The organism is Bradyrhizobium sp. Tv2a-2 (assembly GCF_000472425.1).
Classification (GTDB): Bacteria; Pseudomonadota; Alphaproteobacteria; order Rhizobiales; family Xanthobacteraceae; genus Bradyrhizobium.
This window is the reverse complement of record NZ_AXAI01000001.1, coordinates 206,668-231,799: the sequence shown is the minus strand read 5'-3', so window position 1 is coordinate 231,799 and position 25,132 is coordinate 206,668. Positions and strand designations below refer to the sequence as shown.

Here is a 25,132-nt window from a genome sequence, read left to right as displayed (position 1 = left end):
CAGCATGGCCCGCATTGACCTCGTCGATCTCGCACACTCCTACGGCGGCAATTCCGCCGACGAGTCGACTTATGCGCTGAAGCCGATCTCGATGACCTGGCGGCAGGGCGGCGCCTATGCGCTGCTCGGACCGTCCGGCTGCGGCAAGACGACGCTTTTGAATCTGATCTCCGGCATCATCACGCCCTCGCGCGGCAAGATTCTGTTCGACGGCCAGGATGTCACGCCGCTGTCGACCCAGAAGCGCAACATCGCGCAAGTGTTCCAGTTCCCGGTGATCTACGACACCATGACGGTGGGGCAGAACCTGGCGTTTCCGCTGAAGAATCGCGGCGTGCCCAAGCGCGACATCGACGCGCGGGTGAAGGAGATCGCGCAACTGCTCGACCTCACGCCCGATCTCAATCGCAAGGCGACGCGGCTCACAGCCGATGCCAAGCAGAAGATCTCGCTCGGCCGCGGCCTTGTCCGCTCCGATGTCGCGGCCGTCCTGTTCGACGAGCCGTTGACGGTGATCGATCCCGAGCTCAAATGGCAGCTCCGCTCCAAGCTCAAGGCGCTGCACCGCGAACTCGACCTCACCATGATCTATGTGACCCACGACCAGACGGAGGCCCTGACCTTCGCCGATACCGTCGTGGTCATGCATGACGGGCGGGTGGTGCAGAGTGGCACGCCGGCGGAACTATTCGAAAAGCCCGCGCACACTTTCGTCGGCTACTTCATCGGCTCGCCCGGCATGAACATCATGCCGGCCGAGGTGAAGGGCCGCGAGGCGCGCATCAACGGCCACGTCATTTCACTCAAGCGCAGCTACGACGTCCTGCCGTCAGGCGCGAAGATCGAGATCGGCGTGCGGCCCGAATTCGTCGACATCGCCAACCCGGCGCCGGACCTGCTCGCTGCCCAGATCGAGCGCATCGACGATCTCGGCCGCATGCGTTTCGCGCGCGTCCGTGTCGGCGACGTCAAATTCGCCGCCCGGGTGCGCGAGAGCTTTTCAAGCGCCGACGGCAAATGCGGCCTGATCTTCGATGCCGCGCATGTGCATGTCTATGCCGATAGCCGTCTGGTCGAGGGGGCGCCGTAGATGGAAAAGACGGTCAATCAAAAGGCCTGGTTCCTGGTGCTGCCGGTGTTCCTGGTGGTGGCGTTCTCGGCGATCATCCCGATGATGACGGTGGTGAACTATTCGTTGCAGGACACCTTTGGCAACAATCAGTTCTTCTGGAACGGCGTCGGCTGGTTCAAGGAGTTGCTCGATCCGTCGACCGACCTCGGCGGCCGCTTCCTGGCTTCGCTTGGCCGCAATCTGATCTTTTCGGCGATCATCCTCGCGATCGAGGTGCCGCTCGGCATCGTGATTGCGCTGTCGATGCCGCGCACCGGCTGGCAGGTCGCGGCGTGTCTCGTCATTCTGGCGCTGCCGCTTCTGATTCCATGGAATGTGGTCGGCACCATCTGGCAAATCTTTGGCAGGCCCGACATCGGCCTGCTCGGCTACACCCTGAACAGCCTCGGCATCGAATACAACTATGTTTCTAATGCATTCGACGCCTGGGCGACCGTCATTGTCATGGACGTCTGGCACTGGACCAGCCTGGTCGCGTTGCTCTGCTACGCCGGCCTGAAGTCGATCCCGGATGCCTATTACCAGGCCGCCCAGATTGACGGCGCCTCGCGCTGGGCCGTGTTCACCGCGATCCAGCTGCCGAAGATGAACCGCGTGCTCCTGATCGCCGTGCTGCTCCGCTTCATGGACTCGTTCATGATCTATACCGAGCCGTTCGTGGTGACGGGCGGCGGACCCGGCAACTCGACCACCTTCATCTCCATCGAGCTCGTCAAGATCGCGCTCGGCCAGTTCGACCTCGGCAAGGCGGCGGCGATGTCGCTGGTCTACAATTTGATCATCCTGATCGTGTGCTGGGTGTTCTACACCGTCATGACCAATGCCGGCGCCGCGCGCCCGGTGAAAGAGGGAGCGAAGTGATGCACTCGATTCCCGGCCGGCGTATCATCATCTCTTTGTTCCTGGTCTTCCTGCTGTTGCCGATCTATTGGCTCGTCAACATGAGCTTCAAGACCAACGATGAGATCGTCTCGACGATGACGCTGTGGCCGCATCATCCGACGCTCGCCCACTACACGCGCATCTTCACCGACGAGAGCTGGTATTCCGGCTATATCAACTCGCTGAAATACGTCATCATCAATACCGTGATCTCGATCTCGGTGGCGCTGCCCGCGGCCTACGCCTTCTCGCGCTACCGTTTCCTCGGCGACAAGCACCTGTTCTTCTGGCTGTTGTCGAACCGCATGGCGCCGGCCGCAGTCTATGCGCTGCCGTTCTTCAACCTCTATTCGGCGATCGGGCTGTTCGATACACCCTGGGCGGTGGCGCTGGCGCACTGCATCTTCAACGTCCCGCTGGCGGTCTGGATCCTGGAAGGCTTCGTATCCGGCGTGCCGCGCGAGATCGACGAGACGGCGTTCCTCGACGGCTATTCGTTCCCGCGCTTCTTCGTGAAGATCCTGGTGCCCTTGATCTCGAGCGGAATCGGCGTTGCCGCCTTCTTCTGCTTCATGTTCTCGTGGGTCGAGCTGCTGCTTGCGCGCACGCTGACCTCGGTCGACGCCAAACCGATCTCGGCGGTAATGACACGCACCGTCTCGGCCGCCGGCATGGATTGGGGTCTGCTTTCCGCAGCGGGCGTGCTTACAATCATCCCGGGCGCGCTCGTTATCTGGTTCGTTCGCAACTATATCGCGCGCGGCTTCGCGCTCGGTCGCGTGTAGGGAGACGCGTCATGGATAGTATCGCATGGATGGCCTGGACGCTGCCGACCGCGATCTTCTTTGCGTGTATTGCGCTGACGTTGACGGTCATGACCTGGCTTGCGGTTGCCTATCCCGAGGTCGAGCGGTTCGGAATCCTGCGAATTCCGACCACGCGCGGCGACCGGCTGTTTATTTCTCTGATCCTCGCTGCGATCATCCATTTGTTGTGGATCGGCCTCGTTGGCACCGACACCATCGCCACGCTGCCGATCGGTGAGGAGGGATTTGAAGTATCGAGCCTTTGGCTCGCCACGCTGATTTCGCTGGGGGTAGCCGTGGCGGTTTTCCGCACGGTTTAGCCAACGAAAAAAGGAGCAGATCCGGGGTTCAACCCGGGCCTGAGGAGTAGTCTGTCGCTGCAACGGAGGAACAACATGCGACGCCTAGAACCAAGCAAGGGGCCCTTGACCAGGACCCGGACGTTGATGATGACGAGCGCGTTCGCGCTGATGGCGGCTTCGGCTGTTGTCACCGCGCCCGCTTATGCGGACGAAGCCGCTGCCAAGAAGTGGATCGACGAGGAATTCCAGCCTTCGACCTTGTCGAAGGATGACCAGATGAAGGAGATGCAGTGGTTCATCAAGGCCGCTGAGCCCTTCAAGGGAATGGAAGTCCACGTCGTTTCCGAAACCCTCACCACGCACCAGTATGAATCCGAGAAGCTCGCGAAGGCGTTCGAGGAGATCACCGGTATCAAGGTCAAGCACGACATCATCCAGGAAGGTGACGTCGTCGAAAAGATCCAGACCCAGATGCAGTCCGGCAAGAACGTCTATGACGGCTGGATCAACGACTCCGACTTCATCGGCACCCACTTCCGCTACGGCCAAGCCGTCGATTTGACGGATTGGATGAAGGGCGAAGCCAAGGACGTCACCGATCCGATGCTGGATGTCGACGACTTCATCGGCAAGTCGTTCACGACCGCACCGAACGGCCACCTTTATCAGCTGCCCGACCAGCAGTTCGCGAACCTCTACTGGTTCCGCTACGACTGGTTCACCAATCCGGACATCAAGGCCAAGTTCAAGGCCAAGTATGGCTACGATCTCGGCGTGCCCGTGAACTGGTCGGCCTATGAGGACATCGCTGATTTCTTCACCAACGACGTGAAGGAAATCAACGGCGTCAAGGTCTATGGCCACATGGACTACGGCAAGAAGGACCCCTCGCTCGGCTGGCGCTTCACCGACGCGTGGCTCTCAATGGCCGGTAACGGCGACAAGGGCCTGCCGAACGGCCTGCCGGTCGATGAGTGGGGCATCCGCATGGAAGGCTGCCGTCCCGTGGGCTCCTCGGTCGAGCGCGGCGGCGACGTCAACGGTCCGGCGGCGGTCTATTCGATCGTCAAGTATCTCGACTGGCTGAAGAAGTATGCCCCGCCGCAGGCACAGGGCATGACCTTCTCCGAGTCGGGACCAGTGCCCTCGCAGGGCAACATCGCCCAGCAGATCTTCTGGTACACCGCCTTCACCGCCGACATGGTGAAGCCGGGTCTGGCCGTGATGAACAGCGACGGTACGCCGAAGTGGCGTATGGCGCCTTCGCCGCACGGTTCGTACTGGAAAGAGGGCATGAAGCTCGGCTACCAGGACGTGGGTTCGGCTACGCTCTTGAAGTCCACCCCGGTCGACCGCCGCAAGGCGGCCTGGCTCTACCTGCAGTTCATCGTCTCCAAGTCGGTGAGCTTGAAGAAGAGCCATGTTGGTCTCACCTTCATCCGTGAATCCGACATCTGGGACAAGTCGTTCACCGAACGTGCGCCGAAGCTCGGCGGCCTGATCGAGTTCTACCGCTCGCCCGCGCGCGTGCAGTGGACCCCGACCGGCAACAACGTGCCTGACTATCCGAAGCTCGCGCAGCTCTGGTGGCAGAACATCGGCGATGCGGCCTCGGGTGCGAAGACCCCGCAGCAGGCGATGGACTCGCTCGCCGCGGCCCAGGACTCGGTGCTCGAACGCCTCGAGAAGTCGGGCGTGCAGGGTGCCTGCGGACCGAAGCTCAACAAGAAGGAAACGGCGGAGTACTGGTTCGCCAAGTCGGCCAAGGACGGCAACATCGCGCCGCAGCGCAAGCTTGCCAATGAAAAGCCGAAGGGCGAGACCATCGACTACGACACCCTGATCAAGTCGTGGCCGGCGAGCCCCCCGAAGCGCGCTTCGGCGAACTGAACGGCTCGTTACTTCGGTGGCCGGGTTCTAGCCCGGCCATCCACGAACGCGGAGGCTGGGAGCAATCCCGGCCTTTTGCTTTTCGGACGATTGACTCAGATGGGGCAACGAGTTCGGATCGCCTCTTCCCGCAAGGGCGGGGAGAGGGAGAAGTCCCGCCTCTGGAGTTACCCATGCGCATGATCTTCCGCTGCGATCCCGCGCTTATCGATCATCTGCCGCGTCCGGTGCCGGCGCGAACGGCGCTGCCGGACTGGCTGCGCGCGATGCCGGCGAATGCTCATTCGGAGATCCACCGCCGCGAGATCCGCACGATCAAGCAATGCCCGCCCTTTGTCGACGCCATGGCCTATGGCGTGATGATCCTGTTACCCTGCGACATCATGGTCGAGCGCGGCGCGTTCTCGTGGGACTGGGACGTCCCGGCGCCCGCGACCGCGAATCATCCGCGTGCGCCGCTCAGCTTCCATGTTGCCGCGCAGCTTGCCGGCGCACCGTTCGCGAACGGCGACAAGGCCGCGATCAAGTTCAACAGCTTCTGGACCATCGAGCTGGAGCCGGGCTGGTCGTTGTTTGCCACGCACCCGATCAACCGCGAAGACCTGCCGTTCCGGCTGATCTCGGGCCTGGTCGATGCCGACCTCTTTCACGACGGCGGCATCAATTTTCCCGCGGTTTGGACCGCGCAGGATTTTTCCGGCGTATTGAACAAAGGCACGCCGGTCGCGCAATGCTTTGCCGTGCCGCGCGGCAATCCGGAGCTCAAGTTCGAGAGCTTTGACGAGGCACACGCCCGGTCCTATGCGCACACGGTCGGTGAGGTGCTGGCCAAGCCCGGTGTCTACCGCAAGCATTTCCGCGCCCGACGGGGAAAGCTAACCACCTAGAGCATTTCCGGTTCTGATTGAATCAGAACCGGAGCTCTAGATTCTTGTTTTGACGCGTTTTCTTCCCGCGAACCGGTCTCCACTTCGCTCGAAAACACTCCTAAAGCGCGATGAGATTTGGTTGAATCGTCATCGCGCTTTTAGGTCTTTGATCGAGCATGATCCTTTCGGAAAACCGCTACACACTTTTCCGGATCATGCTAACGCTCGGCGCAACTCGGCTTCGTCGAGCCACAGCCGGCCGTGCGGCGCCGAGGTCAGCGCCATCGTGATCGCGCCGAACATGTCGGGCCGCAGGCGATATGCGGTGGCATAGGCGCCCATCGCAGCATCGGGGTCGCCGGATTCCTGCAGCACGATGCCGAGGTTGAGCGCGGCCTCGGCATGATCGGGCTTGATGTCGAGCACCTTGCGATAGGCGGTCTCGGCTGCGGCATAGTTGCGCATGTCCTGGCGGACCACGCCGAGGTCGAACCAGGTTGACGCAGGTGCCTCGGCAGCGGTGGCGCGTTCGAGATAAGAGGCGGCGTCAGCGAGGTCGCCATCTTCAAAGGCGAGCCGCCCGAGCCGGCTTGCTGCCTCCTGGTGCTCCGGAATGACCTTGAGGATCGCAGCCCAAGCCTCGCGCGCCGGCGCACGAAGGCCTGCCTGATCGAGCGTGCGCGCATGCTCGACAAAGGCCTCCCGTTGCGGGCTCAGCGCAATTGCGCGGCCGAAATGCACAAGTGCGGCCTGAAAATCGCCCGCGGCGCGCGTGATGCGACCAGCCAGCATCCGGGCCGCGGCATTGTCCGGGCGGACGTTGAGGCTGTTCTCGATGTGGAACCGCGCGGTCGTCGTGTCTCTTTGCGCAAGCAGCATCGCCGCCAGCAAATGGCTCAGCATCGGCTCGCGCGGCGTGCGGACCAGCCCCTGCTCGCACAGCTTGCGCGCCTCATCGATCCGTCCCTCATTGAAGGCGGCGGCGGCGCGGCGAACGATGTCCTCGGGCTTGTCCTTGCTCATGCTTCTTCGACGGGCTCGACCGACGATTCATGGTTCGAGCCCATCTTACGCGTCATTGCCAGCGAAGCGAAGCAATCCAGAGCTATGGATGTAGTCTGCTTGCTTCGTCGCTTTGCTCCTCGCCGAGAGTTACTGCGCCGCCTCGGCCTGCAGCGTCGGATAGTCGGTATAGCCCTTGGCGCCGCCGCCGTAGAACGTGTTCTTGTCCCACGCGTTGAGAGGCGCGCCGCGCTTCAAGCGCTCGACCAGGTCGGGGTTGGAAATGAACGGCTTGCCGAACGCGATCAAGTCTGCCGCGCCGGCCGCAAGCACCTTGGTCGCCAGCTCGAAATCGTAGCCATTGTTGGCGACATAGGCACCACTGAAACGCTTGCGCAGCGAAGCATAGTCGAACGGGGCAATGTCGCGCGGGCCGCCGGTCGCGCCCTCGATGACGTGGATATAGACGAGCTTCAACACGTTGAGATGATCGACAATGTAGTCGAACAGCGGCTGGGGGTTGGAATCGGAGATGTCGTTCGCCGGCGTCACCGGCGAGATGCGGATGCCGGTGCGCTCGGCGCCGATCTCGCCAACCACCGCTTTCGTGACTTCCAGCATCAGCTTCGCACGGTTCTCGATCGAGCCACCATAAGCGTCCGTGCGCTTGTTGGCGCCGTCCTTGGCGAACTGGTCGAGCAGATAGCCGTTGGCGCCGTGAACCTCGACACCGTCGAAGCCGGCCTCCCTGGCATTGGCGGTCGCGCGCTTGAAGTCGTCGATAATCCCGGGGATTTCCGACAGCTCCAGCGCGCGCGGTTCGGAGACATCGGCAAAGGTGCCGTTGACGAAGGTCTTGCCCTTGGCGCGGAGCGCCGATGGCGCAACCGGCGCGGCACCATTGGCTTGCAGCGCGGTGTGCGAGATGCGCCCGACATGCCAGAGCTGGATGAAGATATGCCCGCCGCGCTCATGCACGCGATCGGTCACCCTGCGCCAGGCCGCGACCTGCTCCCTGGAAAAGATGCCGGGTGTGTCCTGATAGCCTTGGCCCTGCTGCGAAATCTGGCTCGCCTCGGTGACCAGAAGCCCCGCCGAGGCGCGCTGACCGTAATAGTCGACGGCGAGCGGGCTCGGCACCATGCCCGGCGGCAGCGCGCGATTGCGGGTCAATGGCGCCATCACCAGGCGGTTGGGCAAGGTGATCGGGCCAAGCTTGAAGGGCTCAAACAGGTTAGTCGGCATGCTCATAAAGGCTTTCCGATGTGGCGTTACAGACAGGGAAGAATTGGGCATTGCAGCAATTCCTGCAAGCCGGCAGCCATACGCTTCGCGCAGGTGAGCTGCGCGGACGTTCAAAAAGGCGAATTTTAGGCTGTTTTGATCGCGTGGTGAAATAAGCGCGCTGGTGAGGCCGCCGAACGAGATGATTTTTTCTGTCACTTGGGGACGACGCGTCAGCGTCGACCCCAGAATGACGGAGCCTGCCGTCAGGCCACTCCAAGGAAATCGCGCTTGCCTATTTCGACGCCATTGTGACGCAGAATGCCGTGCGCAATCGAGGTGTGGAAGAAGAAATTCGGGAAAGCAAAGCGGTTGACGAACTGCTGGCCCTTCAGGGTCAGATTGGTGTTCGGTCCGGCCGGGAAGGTGATGTCCTTTGCCTCCGCGCCCTCGAACTGCTCCGGCTTGAATGCCTTCAGATAGTCGATCGTCTTGGCGAGCCGCTGGCGCAATTCATCAAAGCTCTTCTCGGTTTCGGCGATCGAGGGCACCTCGACATGTGCAAGCCGCGCCGAGCCCTTGGCGGCGAAATCGCAGGCGAGTTGCACCTGCCTGGTGAACGGCAGCATGTCCGGATAGAGCCGGGCCGACAGCAGCACCTCGGGCTGAATCCCCTTGGCCTGGCAATGCGCCTCCGCCTTGTTGAGGATGCCGGTCAGCGCGGTGAGCATCTGGATGAAAAGCGGGACTGTGGCGTCATAGATCGACATGGGTGATTTCTCCTTGGATGATTCAGGTCAAAGCGTCAGTTCGGCGGGACGCCGTTACCGCACCACCGGCAGCGCCGCGGCCGCTGGCTGGGCGCGGGGCGTGCCGCGCATGCGTGCGAGCAGCTCCGCCGTCGGCCAGGAATCCGCAGGCAGTCCGTATTTGATCTGCATGGCCTTCACCGCCGTGCGGCTCTGCTGGCCGAGCACGCCGTCGATCTTGCCGACGTCGAAGCCCGCGCGCGCGAGCATTTGCTGCAACTCCTTGATCTCATTGAACGGCAGCTGCGTGACAGGGCCTGCTGGCCGGCGCATCGGCGGCGCGCCCGCGATGCGGGTGGCGAGATAGCCGGCGGTGGTGGAGTAGATCAGCGAATTATTCCACTCGGTATAGGCCGCGAAATTCGCATAAGCCAGGAACGCCGGGCCCATCCGTCCCATCGGCAGCAGCACCGACGATGGCATGTTGTCGTTCGGTAGCGGGCGACCGTCCGGATAGGTTACGCCGAGCGTGATCCATTTCGCGCGTGGCTCCTGGATGGCGAGGTCGGCCTGCTCGTAAGGAAAATTCGGCGGCAGCCGGATCTCCTCCAGCCACGGCTCGCCGCGCCGCCATTTCAGGCCGTTGGCGATGTAGTTCGCGGTCGAGCCGATCACGTCGGGCGCGCTGCGCAGCAAATTGCGGCGGCCGTCGCCGTCATAGTCGACGGCATAGGTGACGTAATGCGTCGGCAGGAACTGCGTTTGCCCGAGCTCGCCGGCCCAGGAGCCGACCATCTCGTCAGGCGCAAGATCGCCGCGATCGATCACCTTCAGCGCCGCGATGGTCTCGTTCTGGAAGCGCTCGGAGCGGCGGCAGTCATAGGCGAGCGACACCAGCGAAGGCAGCACCGGCAAATTGCCCATGTTGGCGCCGAAGTCGCTCTCCAGCCCCCAGAACGCGGCGATCACCGCTGGCGGCACGCCATATTCCTTCTGCGCACGCGCAAACGCCGCTGCGTAGGTCTTGATGTGCTGCTGGCCCTGCTGCATGCGATAGGGCGCGGCCATACGGCCGGCGAATTCGGTGAAGAGCTGGCCGAACACGCGCTGGCCGCGGTCGCGATTGACGATGCCCTGCTCGTAGATCAGGTAGGGCGAGGCCTCGGCGATTGCATCGTGCGAAACGCCTTCCGCCATCGCGCGCTGCTTCAGCTCGCCCAGGAATCTCTCGAAGCTCGCGCCGTTGTGGCAGGACGCGGCACGGAGCGAGGGCGCCGGCCGCTGCGATGCAGGGGCCGGCCGTGGCGGCGGCGCGAACTGCGCAGAAGCGACGCACGAGAACGCAAGCGCCGCCAGCACGGCGATCGCGGTTCGGGGAAGGCAGGAACGGGGCATCGTTTCACCAGCTCGGGCGCAAGTTTGGCTGTCAGTTATCCGAATCGGTGCAAAAAGGAAATCTTCTTGCGACAGGCGCGGACAGGCCGGAATTGGACCACGGGGCCGGGACGTCTCTGCTCGTTCATTTTTCAGTCGTTAACCACGGCACCATGTCGTGGTAGCCGTTTACAGTTTCGCCTTCTAGTAGTGGGCAGAATTGCTTCGCTTCCTCACGATTGCTTCGCGTCCTTGCGATTGAATTTTTGAGATGTTCAGAGACGGCACCTATAACGCATGGTTTCGGACAGCGCGCGGCCAGGGCACGGCGATCGTGCATCTTGCCGAGGGAAAGATTTCGGGTGGCGACGCCTTCTTCGCCTATGGCGGCACCTATGAGGTCGACGGTGACAATTTCACCGCGACGCTGACGACCAAGCGTTTCGCGGATGGCCCGACCACGGTATTGGGCATCGACGAGGTCGAACTCAAGCTGACCGGCAAGGCCAGGGGGCCGATCGCCTGCTGTACCGGCACATCGGCGCAGGCGCCCGATCTGCCGTTCGAGGCGACGCTGTTCATCCGCCAGGCCCAGGGCGTGCCCGGAGATCTCGCCGGTCCGCAGCGACCGATGCAGCCGGAGCCGCAGCGTTCCATATCGTCTTCGAACATCGCGAGGCTCCCACAAGCCGACCGCGACCGCTATCGCCCGCGCAACCCCTTTCCGTCCGGCAAGTCGCGCTGACCGCGTCGGCTTTCGGAGGCGGAATGCGATGCCTTGAACGCGCTCGAACGAATGATGCTGCTTACGGCGCCATCGACGGCGCGTCCGCCGAGGGCGGCATCGCTTCCGCCGATGCCATCGGCGGCTCGCTCGGCTTTTCCGGATCGAAGCCGAACACGCCGACCAGATATTTGTAGTACTCCGGCATCTTCTCCTTCAACCCGGCGCGGGTGAACGGCTCGTGCACCGTGTCCTTGCCGGCGAGGAAGATGCTGCCGGTCACGGCGAAGAATTCCTTGTGATTGAAGACGGTGTAGGATTCCTTCGGGAACAGGTTCTTCGATTTCGCCTGGGCGTAGAACGCCTTCACGCCGAGATTGTCATAGCCCTGCGGCATCAGGCGGCTGTGAAAGACGTGCAGGAATTCGTGCAGCAGCACCGGCTCGTCGTTATAGCTCGACATATAGGGCCGCACGATGATGACGCCGAGACCGGAATCGACCGCGAGCTCGACAGGATCCGGGTTGACCCATTTCTGCTGGTCGTGATCCCAGGTGGTGAGATTGAACGCGCCGCGCCGCTCGCGGTCTGGCACCACCAGGCCGTAGCAGGCCCAGCCGGCGCCGAGCTCGAGACATTCGGTCTCGTTCGAAAGGATCGGAACGGTGTGGAAGAACTTCACGACCCGGGGGGAGAAGCCGGCCTTGTCGACGATGTCGAGCTGGTGCTTGAGGTTGGCAAGCAGCGCCTCGCTGTCCTTGCGGTCCGCGTTTTCGGAGAGGTCGTAGATATAGCCGTTATAGGTCTGGAAGCCCACCGGCGGCGCGGACGAGGCGGCATTGTCGGCCGGCTCGACCTGGATCACGCGGGACGCGGCATGCGCTGTGGCGCCCAGCGCAACGGCGAGGAAGGCTGAAATGGCCAATGCAGCACGCATGATTGTCCCCTGCGGTCGAAGTCGCCGGCCGCGCTGTTTCGCGGTGATGCTCGCAGGCCGGCAATGAAAGCGCATGGACCATACGCGACCGGTGTTGCAACCCAGTTAATCGGCGCTTCTCAAGCAGTTGCGCGCCGTTATGGACCGGTTAACCAAACCGGTGCGGGCGTCATGCGCTATTTTCTCGCCCATTCGCCGACCACGCGGTGGAGGTCGGTGAGATGCTCGCGCACCTGGTCGAGCGCAAAGCCGAGCGCAAAGAACCGCTCCACCACGTCGCTCGGCATTTCGCGGGTCAGCCCCTCGCGGCGCAGGGCCTCGAAGGCGACCGCATAGGCGCCGAAGGCTTCGCCGACGTCGTCGATCGGCGGCGGCGGCTCGAGCTCGCGCAGCGCTTCGCCGCTTGCGCGGAGGAAATCGGTGGTGGCGCGCGCGATGTCTTGCATCGAAGGCGCAAGCCGCTCGGCGACGTGCGCGGGCAGGTCGCAGCCGATCGCGCGGCCGAGCATCACGATGTCGTGGCGCAGCCGCAGCAGTGTGCGCAGCAGCGGGCCGGTGTCCGGCGCCGATGTCAGGCGGGCCGTCCGCTCATGCTCGGCCTCCTGGCCGATGGCGGTGAGCCGGGTCAGCGCCGCGCCGATGCTGTCATTGATGCGGCGAACACGGTGCGAATCCGGTGGGCGCGCCACCTCCCTGAGCAGGTCAGAGAGCGCGTTCGCGATCAGGCCGAGCATGCTCGCGGCCGCATCGGTGGTCAGCTCATGGCCGCGCGCGGGAAAGACCAGCACCGAAACCACGAAGCCGGTCACCCCGCCGACCACGACCTCGAGCACGCGGTCCAGCGCCGACGCGGTGGGACTGACGTGCTGCATGGCCGGCACCAGGAGCACGATCACCGCGGTGACCGGCAGCACGTTGAAATTGGTCCGGAACGAGGCGATCAGCGCCAGCGGGGCGATCGCAAGCGCCAGCACGCCGAGCAGGGCCCATTCGCTCTCGTGCGGAATCAGGATCGCGAGCGCGCCGCCATAGGCGACGCCGAGAAAGGTGCCGGTGAGATAGTCGCTCGCCACCTTCAGCGAGCGCCCGAGGCTCATCTGCGTGACGATCAGCGAGGTCAGCACCGCCCACAGCGGCAGCCGCAGGTGTAGCGCTTGCGCCAGCACGAAGGCCAAAAGCGCCGACACCGTCACCCGCACTGCCAGGATCAGCTGCAGCCGGTAGCGGTGCGTCAGCGCACGGAGATGCCTCCAGGTCGTTTCCAGGCGCTTGGCGTGATCAGGCATCGGCGGGCATCGCTCGTCGCGGCAATGCGCCGGTTTAGCCTGCCCCTTTCGGAAAGACAATTTGCGCGGCTACAATGAGAATGCCGCCGGGCGGGGCAGATGAACGAACGAGAAGCCAGAGAACAGCAGCATGGTTCAACGGGACACCGGGAGCACGCGACGGGCCCTGATCCGCGCAACCGCAGCAAGTTTCGCCGCGGGACTTTTCCTGCGGCTATCGCGGGTCCTTGCCGCGGACAGGATGACGAAGGAGCAGGCCGAATACCAGCCCACCCCGAACGGCATCTACAGTTGCGGCCAATGCACGATGTTCGTGGCGCCATCCTCCTGCAAGGTGGTCGAGGGCGAGATCAGCACGGACGGCTGGTGCAAGGCTTTCGTGCTGGCGGACTAGCTCGCCACACGATCCGTGCCGTTGGGCTATCCCACCTTACAGTTCATCGCGACTGCTGACAGCATTGCGATTTATCACCAATCAGCTTGATTTTGACGGCCGCTGCAACCTAAAATGGCGTCATCGCCGCTCGCTCTTGACGAGGGTTCGATGCGCTTTGCATTTGCCTTGGCGGGTCTCGGTGGTTTCAACGCCCACGGCGCCGGCTTTCTGGCCGCCGCCAGAGCGTGCGGCGTCGAGCCGGAACTGGTGACGGCAACCAGCGGGCAGATTCCAGTGCTCGCGGACTGGTTTGCGGGCAAGGATCTGCGCGCAAGCCTGATCTCACCGGGACAGGACGGCAATCCGCTGGCGCAGCTGCAGATGGCGTTCCTGGGTTATCGCGGTGTGTTCAGGCCGGCCTATCCCGAGGCGCTGCAGCGGCTGGTGTCCTGGCCGACCACCCAGGGGAATTTCTTGAGGATGGTCGCCGATCGGCTGTTGCCCGCACAGGAGTACGTGCCGGAGCGCACCGAGGCGGATTTTAAAGCCGCCGCCGACCTGTTCAATCAGAGCAAGATCGGTGTGGTCTTCAACAGCTACGATCCGAGAGCGGGAAAGGGTTGCCTCTACGGCAACGCCGCCGCCAGGAAACTGCTGCCGTCGAAAAAGGCGATTACCAACACGCATGCGGCGCAGGTCAAGGCAAGCGATCTTCCGCACGACATGCGCTACGTCTCCGAGCTCTCGGATGAGCACGAGCTTCATCCGATCACGGCTGAGGCAGTGAAATCGGCGCTGTGGCTGTCGCTCTACGGCTTTCAGAACATCCCGGGCGGACAAATGGACGGCGCCTATTATCGCTCCTGCATCGTCTCCGAGCTGCATGTCTTCGACCACATCTTTGTTGTACGACCGCTGGCGAACGGCTGGTACGCGAAACTCCCGTCCAACTGGTTCGACGTCCAGGACTGGAATACCGAGATGTGGTTCTCGGTCGGCTACAAGGCCGAGGTCGATGCGCTCCGCCGCATCAACGACCTGATCGACGCCGGAGTTATCAACGACGAGAAATTCAGGAAAGTCGAGCTGATCGAAATCGAGCCGGAAACGCCGGCCGGCTATTTCCATTACTTCGTCGAACGCAACAAGGTTTTCGACCGGGCATACGAAATCGCGGAGCGGCAGTTTGAAAGGCTTGGGTTGAAGAAGCCGAGCTAGGGACACGGGTCGCCGCCAGCGAACGAAGCGATTGTAGGTTGCAATGAATATCTAGCTATCTTCGCGCGCTTTGATGTGGAGACGCCGATGAAGGAGAATTTGCGGAACATCTGGGTGTTTGGTTCCAGTCATACGTTTGTTATTCTTGCCATTCTGCAGATCATCGATCTGGCGTTTACACTTTTGCACTCGCTGCAAGAGCGCAAAGGTCGTTTGTGGCGTTATTTCGGGGCGATTGCCGGGGTCAAAATACCCGATGGTTTCGGTCAGGTCGTATTCTTCGCAGGCCTGACCATTTCACTATGGATCGTCGGGCTCCTCGGCGTAACCGGCACGGTGCTTTGGCAAACGCCGCTTGCCTTCGGCTGCCTTGGCGCAATCATCGGATGCAGGATATCGGACAGCTGGTTTTCACACATCCGGCTGAACAATGCGGGCTATCGGCCCAATCCGGGACTGCCCTCGGTGCCACTCTACTTCGTCGAGGCGTTGGCTCTTGTGGTTGTGTTCTACCCAACGCTACGCATGCATGCTTTCCCGGCGCTGATCGGCTTCATCATCGGCGTGCTCGCCTTCTATTTGGTCATTCCGGTCTTGAAAACCATCGGGCCACTGGTATTCGACGAGATCGAACCTTGGCAGACGGGTGGTCCGCAGCCCAAATGGTGAAGCGGCGACCGTATCTTTGTCGCCCGGCCGCTGGCCAATGGCTGGTACACGAGATTGCCGTCGAACGGGTGGACGGCTCCTCCAAATCGTGGAGCCTCGATCGGCCTCCACTCCTTGGCGCTCTCGCGCCGCTGGAGGAACCGTCCACAGCATCAGTTCCAGACATCACATCAAAACGACCGCTGCAACAACGCTCGGCACGTTCGCTTGCACCGGAGCGGCTGTCTTCACAATCTCTAGGGTTCCGTGAATGGTCATCTCGATGGCGATGTAAAGAATGATTGCCAGGCCGACATACCCAAGCCATCGGTGATTTTGCAGAAGGCGCGCAGTGAAGGAAGCGGCCGCGCCCATGAGCGCAATGGAGAGCGCAAGGCCGAACATCAGAACCACGGGATGGTCGCGCGCCGCCCCCGCGACCGCCAGGACGTTGTCGAGCGACATAGAAAAGTCGGCCAATGTAATCTGCCAAATCGCCTGGACAAGTGTCTTTCGCGGCTGACCTTGGGCATCGGTTCCGGCGACCGCTCCAGCAGCCTCGGTCACTTGTAATGGCACCGAGGCACGTAGCTCTCGCCAGATTTTCCAGCACACCCACAAGAGCAGGATGCCGCCTGCGAGCAGCAGGCCGACGGTCTGCAGAATCTGTGTAGCCAACCCGGCGAGCAGAACGCGCAACGCCGTCGCGGCGATAATCCCGATCAGAATGGCCTTGCCTCGCTGGGCATGGGGCAGGCCCGCGGCAGCAAGGCTGATGACGATTACGTTGTCACCAGACAGCACGAGGTTGATCAGAACGACTTCAAAAAGGCTCGTCAGGACATCTAGGCCGAGGAATTCAAACAAGGATCATGGTTCCCATCTTCACCTTCTTCTGCTGGCAACCGGAGTGCGCGGGTGACTGTTTCCTATTGTGGCGTGTCCGAATGTCGTTCGAATAGCAGCTCGAAAAGGAGCGCCACTTGATCCGGTTCGCTAAAAATCGCCGCCGTGCAACCCATCAGGGTGAATGCGCCGGCAATATCCCACGGTGTTGTATTTTTCGAATTCCTGTCCGCGTGGATGCAGCGGGCTACTACGGCGGCGATCGCTGCATACGAGAAAAGCAGAATGCTGAGCGCGGGCAGGACGAGCCCGGGCTGGAGCACTCGGATGATGAAGAATGCGGGCCCCACGATCAGCATGCTCAACGGCGCGAGCACGCCGAACAATCGAAGTGAGTGAACTGTATTGAAAGAAGTCACTTCGTCCCCCCTTTACAGACTGCATCGGGTGACAAGAATTTACGCGCCAGCACCATTATTGAGGTGCCCGCGTAGGTCGAATTCGATGTGGACTATCGTCTCCGGCCTTGTACTAGCGCAATCACGCCCGTTCCGACGACAACAAGAACGATGACAACGGCAAGCGCTTCAAAGTACCATTCGCTCATGGCATGGCTGATCTCCATCAGGCCAGCGAAGTCATGTTAACTCATCGAGAGGGTGAGTCGTATGCGACAAATCGCATCGGTATGCTGAGGGCATCTGGCCAATCAGTGAGGGTCAACCTCTATGAGAGAGCTGGCGAGCTGAGGCCGCCTTTCCGGTGGCCGCACCCAGTCGTCGATGTGAGCGGCGGAGCCCGCTTGACGGGCTTTCCATAAAAGGATGTCTCGTTCTCGCTCTTGGGCAAACGACCGGCTTGCTCCCTGCAGCGCAGACATCCCTCAACCGCCGCTCGGGGCCCAAAGCGGTCATGTTGGAGAAAGGTGTTCGCGAAGCTCACAAATGCTCGCGCTTCAGCGGCGTCGTCCGCGCATTGTAAGGAGTCGCAGGATTACTCCTGCTCCGCATGCTCGACGCAGCCCGCACGCCTGATGGCGTCTCGCCAAAACGCCGGCGGAACATGCGATTGAAATGAGAAACATCGCCAAAGCCGGCCGCAAAAGCGATATCGATGATCGCCAAATGCAGATGGTGCGGGTCAGTCAACATCGCGAAGGCACGCTCAAGCCGGCATACTGCAAGGTGCTCGGTGAACGACTTTCCGGTCTCCTCGAGCAGCTTTTGCACGTATCGCCGCGACATGCCGAGCGCCCCTGCGACATTGTCCAGACCGAAATTGGGATCGCTGAAGCGTCGCGCGACCTCCGTCAGGATCGCCTGCAGCCTGGCTGTCTTCACACCACGCTCCGTAATGATGTTTGCAGCTTCGGCGGTCGGCCCGAGCGTCGCGGCCACGAGATCGAGGAGATGTACGCCGATGGTGGAGGTCAGTTCTGATGACCGAGGTTCTCCGAGGGATGCGAGCGACCGCAGGTAGCCGTCGAGGAGTCTAAGCGCCGGTCCGGGACGCACCGGTCGACCTGAGAGATCTTCTGGATGCGCAACCAGAGACCTGAGGGCCGCAGCCTGCACGGTCACGAATCTGACGCTGCCGCCACGCGGCCCAAATACTCGCAGCCGCCTTCCCCGGTCAACCAGACAAGCGGAGCCGGCATCATAGACATGTTCCTGGCCAGCATTTGCGAATTGGACCGGTCCAGTCTCGACGATGTTCAGTCCGAAATGGTCATGGCTATTCTTGAGATGGTGCTTGTCACGGATGAACTCCGCCGGCGTGGTGACAAGGCTACAAACGCCAACCGTGCCGAGCGGCAGGTAGGTGACGTCGATGCGCGGGCGGCCGCCGCTGTGATCTATCACGTCCAACGCGAGATTCTGCCGCGCAAACTCCTCACGGAACGTGGAGAACCGCGCGCGCTCGGGCAGCATCTCGGTCGACCATCGCAAAAGGTGAGATGACGTTGGCATCTCGGCCTCCGCTTCGGGGCCCCCTCGCGAAATCATATCGGACGCGCTTCGCTGCATGTGTGAAATGGATTACAAAGGCGAGGCAGGCGGCGCGACGTGACCGAGCGCGATGGGTTGCGCGCCATGCGGGACGAGTTGGCGCGCACCGCGCGCAGATTGTGCAGCCAACGAGACCGCACTTCCTTCACTTTGCGATTATATTTTTGGCCACTCCCATGAACGCCGGAGGTGATATGGCGGGCAAGCACGACGTCGACTTCCGGCCATACCTGGCGTCCGATTTCGAGGCCGTGGCTGATCTGTGGGCGCGCGTAAATCGGGAGCTGGCACCCGCGGGGATGGAAGCGCTGTTTGAGCAATACATCACGACCACGATCGAGGGAGAGCTTTCGCGTCTGCTCGTTATATTCTCGCAGGCGAGACGCAATGCCTTCTGGGTGGTCGAGCCGGCAGGCGGAAGCCGGCGGATCGTGGGTACGTTCGGTATCGAGTGCCACGACCGTGACACGACCGAACTCCGGCGCATGTACATCGATGCGGATTGGCGCGGCTGCGGCCTGGCTGAGCGTATGCTGCGCACGGCCGAAGCAATGGCCCGCGAACTCGGCTTCTCTCGCATGATTGTCAGTACCGCCGACATCCAGCGCGCTGCGTTTCGGTTCTACACCAAAAGCGGGTTCAAGCGCGTCAGGAGCGAAATCGCCGAGGTCATGACGGTCAAACAGGCCGGGGGAGGTCTCTTGCGCCACTACTTCGAGAAGGTTCTCTAAAGCGCGATGAGATTTGGTTGAATCGTCATCGCGCTTTAGGTCTTTGATTAAGCATGATCTTTTCGGAAAACCACTACACACTTTTCCGGATCATGCTCTAAGAGCGTCTTCGAGCGAAGTGGACACCACTTCGCGTGAGGAAAACGCGTCAAAACAAGAATGAGCTGATTCAATCAGAACCAGGCATGCTCCAGTCAAGTTTAGAGCGGGATGCCTTGACCTCGTTGCGAGGCATTCGCCATCACCTGGGCTGTGCACAGGTCGGCCATTTCCGAATCCGTTAGCTGGACCGACTTGGCATATCCCTCGTCTTTAGCTCCGCATGAAGCCTTCGCACTCGCCCTCTGCCCAGGCGAGTGTTTTCTCCATCGGCTCGCCTTGCGCGTATCGCAACGCCATCTTGGTCATCGTCGCCTGTGTGTAGATTTGCTGCGCGATCTTCGGCGGGGCCGGCGAGGCGGCAATTGACAGTTGCTGATGGTTGTAGGGGTTGGCATAGTGATAGAGCGTGCCTTTTGGTGGCTCCGCCTCCGCCCATACCTGCAACGTCGTCAGCTTCTCATAGGCCGGCAGGTCAAAGCCGCCGCTGGCGACCACCAGCTTCTCGATCGATGACGGCTGCGAGAGATGCAACAGCAGGCTCTTGGCGGCTTCCTTGTTCTTCGAAAATGCCCAGATGGTCCAGAAGACTGGCAGGTAGGGCGCGAAGCGGCCCTTGGGGCCGGCGGCGAAGCCGTGGGTCCACAATTGTTCGGCGACTTGCGGCGCGTCGCGCTTGGCAACGGCCCAGGCGCTCGGCGGGTTCATGATCAGCGCGCCCCGGCCGGCGATCAGCCATTTGTTGTTGGAGGCATCGTCCCATGCAGCCACGTCCGGCGGCAGGAAAGCGATCAGCTTCTTGTAGAATTCCAGCGCCTGGCGCACCTCGTCGGTCTTGACGGTGAGATTACCCCCGGCGTCGACAAGATGAGCGCCGAATGACTGGAAGATTGCCCCGGCGCTACACACGCTGTCGTTGGTCTCGCCCAGCCCGATGCCGAAGGGGAAGCCACCCTTGTGGCAGGCTTCCGCTGCCTTCAGAAACGTGTCCATCGTCCAATTGTCGGCTTTCGGTGGCGAACCTGCCGGATACATCGCCTGCACATCGATGTTGGCATACTTCTTCATCAGGTCGATGCGGGAGCATGGCGGCTGGAACTGGCTGCCGCTGCAGGCGGGAACGCCGAGCCATCTGCCGTTAGCCTGGCCGAGATATCTGACCGTTGCGTTCACCTCGCCATTCTGCTTGAGGATCGACTCCATGATGTCGTTGACCGGCTCGAGCGATTCGGCAAGAGCGTGCGGCTGCCAAACCCCTTTGGCCAGAATATCGTGGCCGGTTTTCGCTTGCGCTTCGGCTTCGTTGGTCAGGAGGAGCTTGTTGCCCTGGCTCGTGATGTAGTCGATCTGTACCTCGACCTTTTCCTTCTCTGCCCATTCATTGACGAGATCGGTCGAGGTCTTGTTCGCTCCAGGCACCCAGTGGTCCCAGAAACCGATCGTCAGCTTGCCAGCGGCGTAGGCGCCGCGCACATAAGGCGCGGTGACGAGCGCTGCAGATGTCGTGGCGGTAGCAGCTACGAATTGTCGTCGAGACAGTTTTCGTGACATTTGCTCCCTCCCTGCTGATCGATTGGCTGCTTTATTCCTTTTTGGTTTCGTGCGCCTTCCTCGGCTCTGCGCTGAAAAGGAGCGCAAGCTTATCGTGATTTGCTCCATGCGATCCGGGCGAGAATGATCGCTCGAAAGACCACATCGCTGGGTTATGGGACTTGCGGCAACCGTGCACTATCAGACAATTCAACGCTCGAACTTTTACCAGCGCAAGCGACGTAATCCGACAGCCAGACTGTCCAAATGCCGTATCACTCCTCACTTCTCCATTTGCTCGATTTCAGAATCGAAAAGTGAAAACTTTGCTACTCAAGAATGGCTTATAACTCAATTGGAGTGCTTCCGCTGTTGATGCTGCCGACGGCTTCTCCACGAGCGCGAGAGTGCCAGGGAGTGAGCGCCGTTTGAAGCTCCCACGAGGCGAACGTAGCCTTCGTCGCGTTGCTTGATGAGTTTATGGGTACACGGTCTGCCCGACGAGCAAATCACTTCACACCGGCGAATTTTGACAGCGCCGCGGCGATCCAGACTGTTGCCGCGGGAATAGTGCTTCGCTTGCGCTCGCAATGACGGAGGTGCTGTTTGAAAATTGAAGCGGAAAGGTCGAGTTGCATAGAAAGACGTCGCCGCATGGAGTACCATGCAGGCAAGGCGCGCACTCAAGACGTGCCCTCGTTCATCTGCACGGCAAGGAGGATCCCCATGTATGCCGCCATCCGTCAGGCCAAGGCAAAGACCGGAAGCGCTGAGGAGCTGGCGCGCCGGGTCAAGGAAGGCGCCATTCCCATCATCAGCGACGTCGACGGCTTCCGTGCCTATTACGTGGTCTATGCCGGCGACGACACGGTGACCGCGATCAGCATCTTCGACAAGTATGAACAGGCGGAAGAGGCCAATCGCCGCGCGATCGCCTGGATCGAGCAGAACCTCGCCCCGCTGCTTGCCGGCAACGCCAGCGCCGTGGCAGGCCCGGTGATCGTGCATACGCTGGCGTGAAACGGCCGTTGTTGGTTTGCGAAGCTCTGGCGTCAAATTCGGTCGTCATGGCCGGGCTTGTCCTGGACAAGCCCGGCCATGACGGCGAACAGTGGAGGCTCACAACTCCCTCGCATTGGAAAACGCAAACGAGCTCACCCGGCGTGTGTTCTCATCCAGGATCAGCGTGCGGGTGATCGGCGGCTCGGCGCGCTGGCTGCAGTTTTCGCGTTCGCAGAGGCGGCAGTTGACCCCGATCGGGGTGCCTTCGGCCGTCTCCAGGTCCATGCCGGCGGCGTAGACGAGCTTGGCGGCGTGGCGGATCTCGCAGCCGACGCTGATCGCAAAACGCGGTTGCGGCAGAGGGTGCGGTGCCACCGGGCGGCGCACCATCTGCGCGATGGAAAAATAGCGGGTGCCGTCGGGCAGCTCGATCACCTGCTTCAACAGCCGGTCCGGCGTGTCGAAGGTCGAATGTACGTTCCACAACGGGCATGTGCCGCCGAATTTGGAGAACGGGAAGGTGCCGGAGGAGAAGCGCTTGGAGACATTGCCGGCATTGTCGACGCGCAGCATGAAGAAGGGAATGCCGCGCGCATTTGGCCGCGACAGCGTGGTCAGGCGGTGACAGACCTGCTCGAAGCCGGCGTTGAAACGCTGCGCCAGCACGTGGAGATCGTAGTTCAACGTTTCGGCGGCGGTCAGGAATGCCTGGTAGGGCATCATCACGGCGGCCGCGAAGTAATTCGCCAGCGTGATGCGGTAGAGCCGGCGCGAGGCGTCGTCCAGCGCGCCGGCGCGGCCGACGATGGTCTCCAGCGCAGGGCCGCATTCGGCGAGCGCGATCTGGAAGGCGAGCTGGAACGTGCGGGCCGAGCCTTCGACCAGTTCGGAGATCAGGAGCTGCCTGCGATGCCGGTCGAAGCGGCGCAGCGTTTCTCGCATGACATCGACAGGCATGACACGGGTAACGATGGAATGTTTTTCGCGCAAGCGGGTCGCGAGCGCGGCGTACAGCCCCTCGGCCGGCACGTTGAGTTCATCGCGCAGATTTTCGGCGGCCTGCTCGAGCTCGGCGAAATAGTTGCGGTTGGCCTCGATCAGCTCGCGCACCCGCTCGATCGGGTTGGCCTCGAACTGAGCGCCCTCGTTGCGGTCGGCCATCTGCGCCGCGACCAGGGTCTCGCCGCGCCGCGCCTCGGTATAGGCGGCATAGAGCCGCTGCAGCGCATGCGTCACGCCGGGGCAGAGTTCCGCAAGGTCGCGCAGCTCCTGCTTGGGCAGCTCGATCTGGCGGAACAGGGGATCGGAGAAGATCTCGTTCAGCTCGGCGAAGAAGCGGTCCTCGTCGGCGGTGGCGAGGTCGCGCAGATCGAGGTCGTAGGTTTCGGCGAGCCGGAGCAGAATCTGGGCGGTCACCGGGCGCTGGTTGCGCTCGATCAGGTTGATGTAGCTCGGGGAAATGCCGAGCCCTTCGGCGATCTGGGTCTGCGACAGGCCCAGTTGCTGGCGGATGCGCCGGAAGCGCGGACCGACAAACAGCTTTTTCCCGGTATCGGCGGGCATTTTCAGGTCTCCGGACGCGTTAAGGACGATCTCGCTGAACCATATTTTTTACAAAATTTACAAAATAACATATATTACATGTTCTGAAGTTACATGACATCACCATTTGAATACAAGCCCTCTATACGAGCTTCGCTTTGTCGCGTTTAGCTCTCGTCACGCGTTTCGCAATGCAGTGTCAAGAATGTCGAGAATGGCGACCCTCTGCTGCAGGTCTGTCGCCATCGAAAGGATTACGAACATGAACTACCAGCCACGTGGCATCGGCGATCAGGCTCTCAAGGGGCCGGCTTCCTATCAGAGCGAGATCGAGGCGGCCCAAGCGCTCCTCGACACCAAGCCGACCTGGAACGGGGTGACGGCCGAGGCCGTCGCGCGCATGCGCCTGCAGAACCGCTTCAAGACCGGCCTCGACGTCGCCCGCTACACCGCGGCGCTGATGCGGGCCGACATGGCCGCCTATGACGGCGACCCCACCAAGTACACCCAGTCGCTGGGCTGCTGGCATGGCTTCATCGCCCAGCAGAAGCTGATCTCGGTCAAGAAGCACTTCGGCACCACCGATCGTCGCTATTTGTACCTGTCCGGCTGGATGATCGCGGCGCTCCGCTCCGAGTTCGGACCGCTGCCTGACCAGTCGATGCATGAGAAGACCTCGGTGCCGGCCCTGATCGAAGAGCTCTACACTTTCCTGCGTCAGGCCGACTCGCGCGAGCTGAACGATATCTTCCGCGCGCTCGATACCGCCCGCGAGGAAGGCGACAAGCCGAAGGAGAAGGCGCTCATCGAGAAGATCGACAAGTTCCAGACCCATGTCGTCCCCGTTATCGCCGACATCGATGCCGGCTTCGGCAATGCGGAAGCGACCTATCTGCTCGCCAAGAAGATGATCGAGGCGGGCGCCTGCGCTCTGCAGATCGAAAACCAGGTCTCGGACGAAAAGCAGTGCGGACACCAGGACGGCAAGGTGACCGTGCCGCACGACGTCTTCCTCGCGAAGATTCGTGCCTGCCGCCACGCGTTCCTCGAACTTGGCGTCGAAGACGGCGTCGTCGTGACCCGCACCGACTCGCTCGGCGCCGGCCTCACGCAGCAGATCGCCGTGAGCCACAAGCCCGGCGACATCGGCGACCAGTACAACAGCTTCCTCGATTGCGAGGAAGTGACGGCCGACAATGCGCGGAACGGTGATGTCATCATCAATCGGAACGGCAAGATGATGCGTCCGAAGCGGCTGCCCAGCAATCTCTATCAGTTCCGCCCGGGCACCGGCGAGGATCGCTGTGTGCTGGACTGCGTGACCTCGCTGCAGAACGGCGCCGACTTGCTGTGGATCGAGACCGAGAAGCCGCATATCGAGCAGATCGCCAAGATGGTCGATCGGATCCGCAAGGTGGTCCCCAACGCGAAGCTGGCCTACAACAACTCGCCGTCCTTCAACTGGACGCTGAACTTCCGTTGGCAGGTCTATGATGCGATGAAGGAAGCCGGCAAGGATGTCAGCAAGTATAATCGTGCCGAGCTGATGAAGGCGGAATACGACGACACGCCGCTGGCGAAGGAAGCCGACGAGCGTATCCGCACCTTCCAGGCCGACTCGGCGAAGCGCGCCGGCATCTTCCACCATCTGATCACGTTGCCGACCTATCACACGGCGGCGCTCTCGACCGACAATCTGGCGAGGGAATATTTCGGCGAGCAGGGCATGCTCGGCTATGTGAAGAACGTCCAGCGCGCCGAGATCCGTCAGGGCATCGCCTGCGTGAAGCATCAGAACATGGCCGGCTCCGACATCGGCGACGATCACAAGGAGTACTTCGCCGGCGAAGCTGCCCTGAAGGCGGGTGGCGCCCATAACACGATGAACCAGTTCGGCTAACGGTGAGATGATCAGTCTGGAGTCTGGTCGAATTCCAGACTGATCGCGCTACAG

24 protein-coding genes are annotated in these 25,132 nt (G+C 61.8%); 13 read left to right on the top strand and 11 right to left on the bottom strand.

The window, feature by feature from the left end; all coding sequences use genetic code 11:
* The first annotated feature begins 4 nt into the window (after positions 1–4).
* From A3AI_RS0101105 to A3AI_RS0101080, 6 genes are all read left to right on the top strand, one after another.
* Positions 5–1,090, top strand: a complete 1,086-nt coding sequence (locus A3AI_RS0101105; protein WP_024513795.1) for an ABC transporter ATP-binding protein — start codon at positions 5–7, stop codon at positions 1,088–1,090.
* Complete coding sequence (locus A3AI_RS0101100; RefSeq protein WP_024513794.1) at positions 1,091–1,993, top strand: carbohydrate ABC transporter permease; 903 nt, start codon at positions 1,091–1,093, stop codon at positions 1,991–1,993.
* The gene (locus tag A3AI_RS0101095) at positions 1,993–2,799 is read left to right on the top strand and encodes a carbohydrate ABC transporter permease (RefSeq protein WP_024513793.1); all 807 of its coding nucleotides are present in this window, start codon (positions 1,993–1,995) and stop codon (positions 2,797–2,799) included. Before A3AI_RS0101100 ends, A3AI_RS0101095 begins: the two co-directional genes overlap by 1 nt.
* Before the next feature lie 11 nt (positions 2,800–2,810).
* Complete coding sequence (locus A3AI_RS0101090) at positions 2,811–3,140, top strand: DUF2160 domain-containing protein (protein ID WP_024513792.1); 330 nt, start codon at positions 2,811–2,813, stop codon at positions 3,138–3,140.
* 75 nt (positions 3,141–3,215) lie between these two features.
* A complete protein-coding gene (locus tag A3AI_RS0101085; RefSeq protein WP_084800797.1) occupies positions 3,216–5,012 on the top strand; it encodes an ABC transporter substrate-binding protein in 1,797 nt (598 codons plus the stop codon).
* 173 nt (positions 5,013–5,185) lie between these two features.
* Positions 5,186–5,899: a hypothetical protein gene (locus A3AI_RS0101080; protein ID WP_024513790.1), complete on the top strand. Its 714-nt coding sequence runs from the start codon at positions 5,186–5,188 to the stop codon at positions 5,897–5,899.
* Between the two features lie 195 nt (positions 5,900–6,094).
* Here A3AI_RS0101080 and A3AI_RS0101075 read toward each other — a convergent pair whose 3' ends face one another.
* The 4 genes from A3AI_RS0101075 to A3AI_RS0101060 form a co-directional block, all read right to left on the bottom strand.
* The gene (locus A3AI_RS0101075) at positions 6,095–6,904 is read right to left on the bottom strand and encodes a tetratricopeptide repeat protein (RefSeq protein WP_024513789.1); all 810 of its coding nucleotides are present in this window, start codon (positions 6,902–6,904) and stop codon (positions 6,095–6,097) included.
* Positions 6,905–7,033: 129 nt separating this feature from the next.
* Positions 7,034–8,134, bottom strand: coding sequence for an alkene reductase (locus tag A3AI_RS0101070; RefSeq protein ID WP_024513788.1), 1,101 nt, complete (start codon positions 8,132–8,134; stop codon positions 7,034–7,036).
* Positions 8,135–8,373: 239 nt separating this feature from the next.
* Positions 8,374–8,877: a DUF1993 domain-containing protein gene (locus A3AI_RS0101065; protein WP_024513787.1), complete on the bottom strand. Its 504-nt coding sequence runs from the start codon at positions 8,875–8,877 to the stop codon at positions 8,374–8,376.
* A 54-nt stretch (positions 8,878–8,931) separates the two neighbouring features.
* Positions 8,932–10,251: a lytic murein transglycosylase gene (locus A3AI_RS0101060; protein WP_024513786.1), complete on the bottom strand. Its 1,320-nt coding sequence runs from the start codon at positions 10,249–10,251 to the stop codon at positions 8,932–8,934.
* A gap of 250 nt (positions 10,252–10,501) precedes the next feature.
* On the opposite strand from A3AI_RS0101060, the gene A3AI_RS0101055 reads away from it, so the two are divergent.
* Positions 10,502–10,975: a hypothetical protein gene (locus tag A3AI_RS0101055; RefSeq protein ID WP_024513785.1), complete on the top strand. Its 474-nt coding sequence runs from the start codon at positions 10,502–10,504 to the stop codon at positions 10,973–10,975.
* A gap of 61 nt (positions 10,976–11,036) precedes the next feature.
* Here A3AI_RS0101055 and A3AI_RS0101050 read toward each other — a convergent pair whose 3' ends face one another.
* A complete protein-coding gene (locus tag A3AI_RS0101050) occupies positions 11,037–11,891 on the bottom strand; it encodes a hypothetical protein (protein ID WP_024513784.1) in 855 nt (284 codons plus the stop codon).
* 176 nt (positions 11,892–12,067) lie between these two features.
* Entirely contained in the window at positions 12,068–13,177 is a 1,110-nt protein-coding gene (locus tag A3AI_RS41970) for an FUSC family protein (protein ID WP_084800796.1), read from the bottom strand.
* 130 nt (positions 13,178–13,307) lie between these two features.
* On the opposite strand from A3AI_RS41970, the gene A3AI_RS41965 reads away from it, so the two are divergent.
* From A3AI_RS41965 to A3AI_RS0101030, 3 genes are all read left to right on the top strand, one after another.
* Positions 13,308–13,571 (top strand): hypothetical protein, encoded by a 264-nt coding sequence (locus tag A3AI_RS41965; protein ID WP_036047249.1) that lies wholly within the window; start codon positions 13,308–13,310, stop codon positions 13,569–13,571.
* Positions 13,572–13,721: 150 nt separating this feature from the next.
* The gene (locus A3AI_RS0101035; RefSeq protein ID WP_024513783.1) at positions 13,722–14,771 is read left to right on the top strand and encodes a hypothetical protein; all 1,050 of its coding nucleotides are present in this window, start codon (positions 13,722–13,724) and stop codon (positions 14,769–14,771) included.
* Positions 14,772–14,858: 87 nt separating this feature from the next.
* Positions 14,859–15,440, top strand: a complete 582-nt coding sequence (locus A3AI_RS0101030; RefSeq protein ID WP_024513782.1) for a hypothetical protein — start codon at positions 14,859–14,861, stop codon at positions 15,438–15,440.
* Positions 15,441–15,605: 165 nt separating this feature from the next.
* On the opposite strand, the gene A3AI_RS0101025 is transcribed toward A3AI_RS0101030, so the two are convergent.
* From A3AI_RS0101025 to A3AI_RS47165, 3 genes are all read right to left on the bottom strand, one after another.
* A complete protein-coding gene (locus A3AI_RS0101025; RefSeq protein WP_024513781.1) occupies positions 15,606–16,286 on the bottom strand; it encodes a YjbE family putative metal transport protein in 681 nt (226 codons plus the stop codon).
* Positions 16,287–16,348: 62 nt separating this feature from the next.
* Complete coding sequence (locus A3AI_RS0101020; protein WP_245286799.1) at positions 16,349–16,684, bottom strand: hypothetical protein; 336 nt, start codon at positions 16,682–16,684, stop codon at positions 16,349–16,351.
* Positions 16,685–17,203: 519 nt separating this feature from the next.
* The gene (locus tag A3AI_RS47165; protein WP_198030041.1) at positions 17,204–18,235 is read right to left on the bottom strand and encodes a helix-turn-helix transcriptional regulator; all 1,032 of its coding nucleotides are present in this window, start codon (positions 18,233–18,235) and stop codon (positions 17,204–17,206) included.
* 233 nt (positions 18,236–18,468) lie between these two features.
* Here A3AI_RS47165 and A3AI_RS45045 point away from each other — a divergent pair, with 233 nt between their 5' ends.
* Positions 18,469–19,005, top strand: coding sequence for a GNAT family N-acetyltransferase (locus tag A3AI_RS45045; RefSeq protein ID WP_051382262.1), 537 nt, complete (start codon positions 18,469–18,471; stop codon positions 19,003–19,005).
* Between the two features lie 312 nt (positions 19,006–19,317).
* Here A3AI_RS45045 and A3AI_RS0101005 read toward each other — a convergent pair whose 3' ends face one another.
* Positions 19,318–20,655, bottom strand: coding sequence for an ABC transporter substrate-binding protein (locus A3AI_RS0101005; RefSeq protein WP_024513777.1), 1,338 nt, complete (start codon positions 20,653–20,655; stop codon positions 19,318–19,320).
* 705 nt (positions 20,656–21,360) lie between these two features.
* Here A3AI_RS0101005 and A3AI_RS0101000 point away from each other — a divergent pair.
* Positions 21,361–21,654, top strand: coding sequence for an antibiotic biosynthesis monooxygenase (locus tag A3AI_RS0101000; RefSeq protein WP_024513776.1), 294 nt, complete (start codon positions 21,361–21,363; stop codon positions 21,652–21,654).
* Positions 21,655–21,753: 99 nt separating this feature from the next.
* Here A3AI_RS0101000 and A3AI_RS0100995 read toward each other — a convergent pair whose 3' ends face one another.
* Positions 21,754–23,199 carry a helix-turn-helix domain-containing protein gene (locus A3AI_RS0100995; RefSeq protein WP_024513775.1) on the bottom strand — a complete coding sequence of 482 codons (1,446 nt, stop codon included), beginning with the start codon at positions 23,197–23,199 and terminating at the stop codon, positions 21,754–21,756.
* Positions 23,200–23,440: 241 nt separating this feature from the next.
* Here A3AI_RS0100995 and A3AI_RS0100985 point away from each other — a divergent pair, with 241 nt between their 5' ends.
* A complete protein-coding gene (locus A3AI_RS0100985; RefSeq protein WP_024513774.1) occupies positions 23,441–25,078 on the top strand; it encodes an isocitrate lyase in 1,638 nt (545 codons plus the stop codon).
* Positions 25,079–25,132 lie beyond the last annotated feature (54 nt).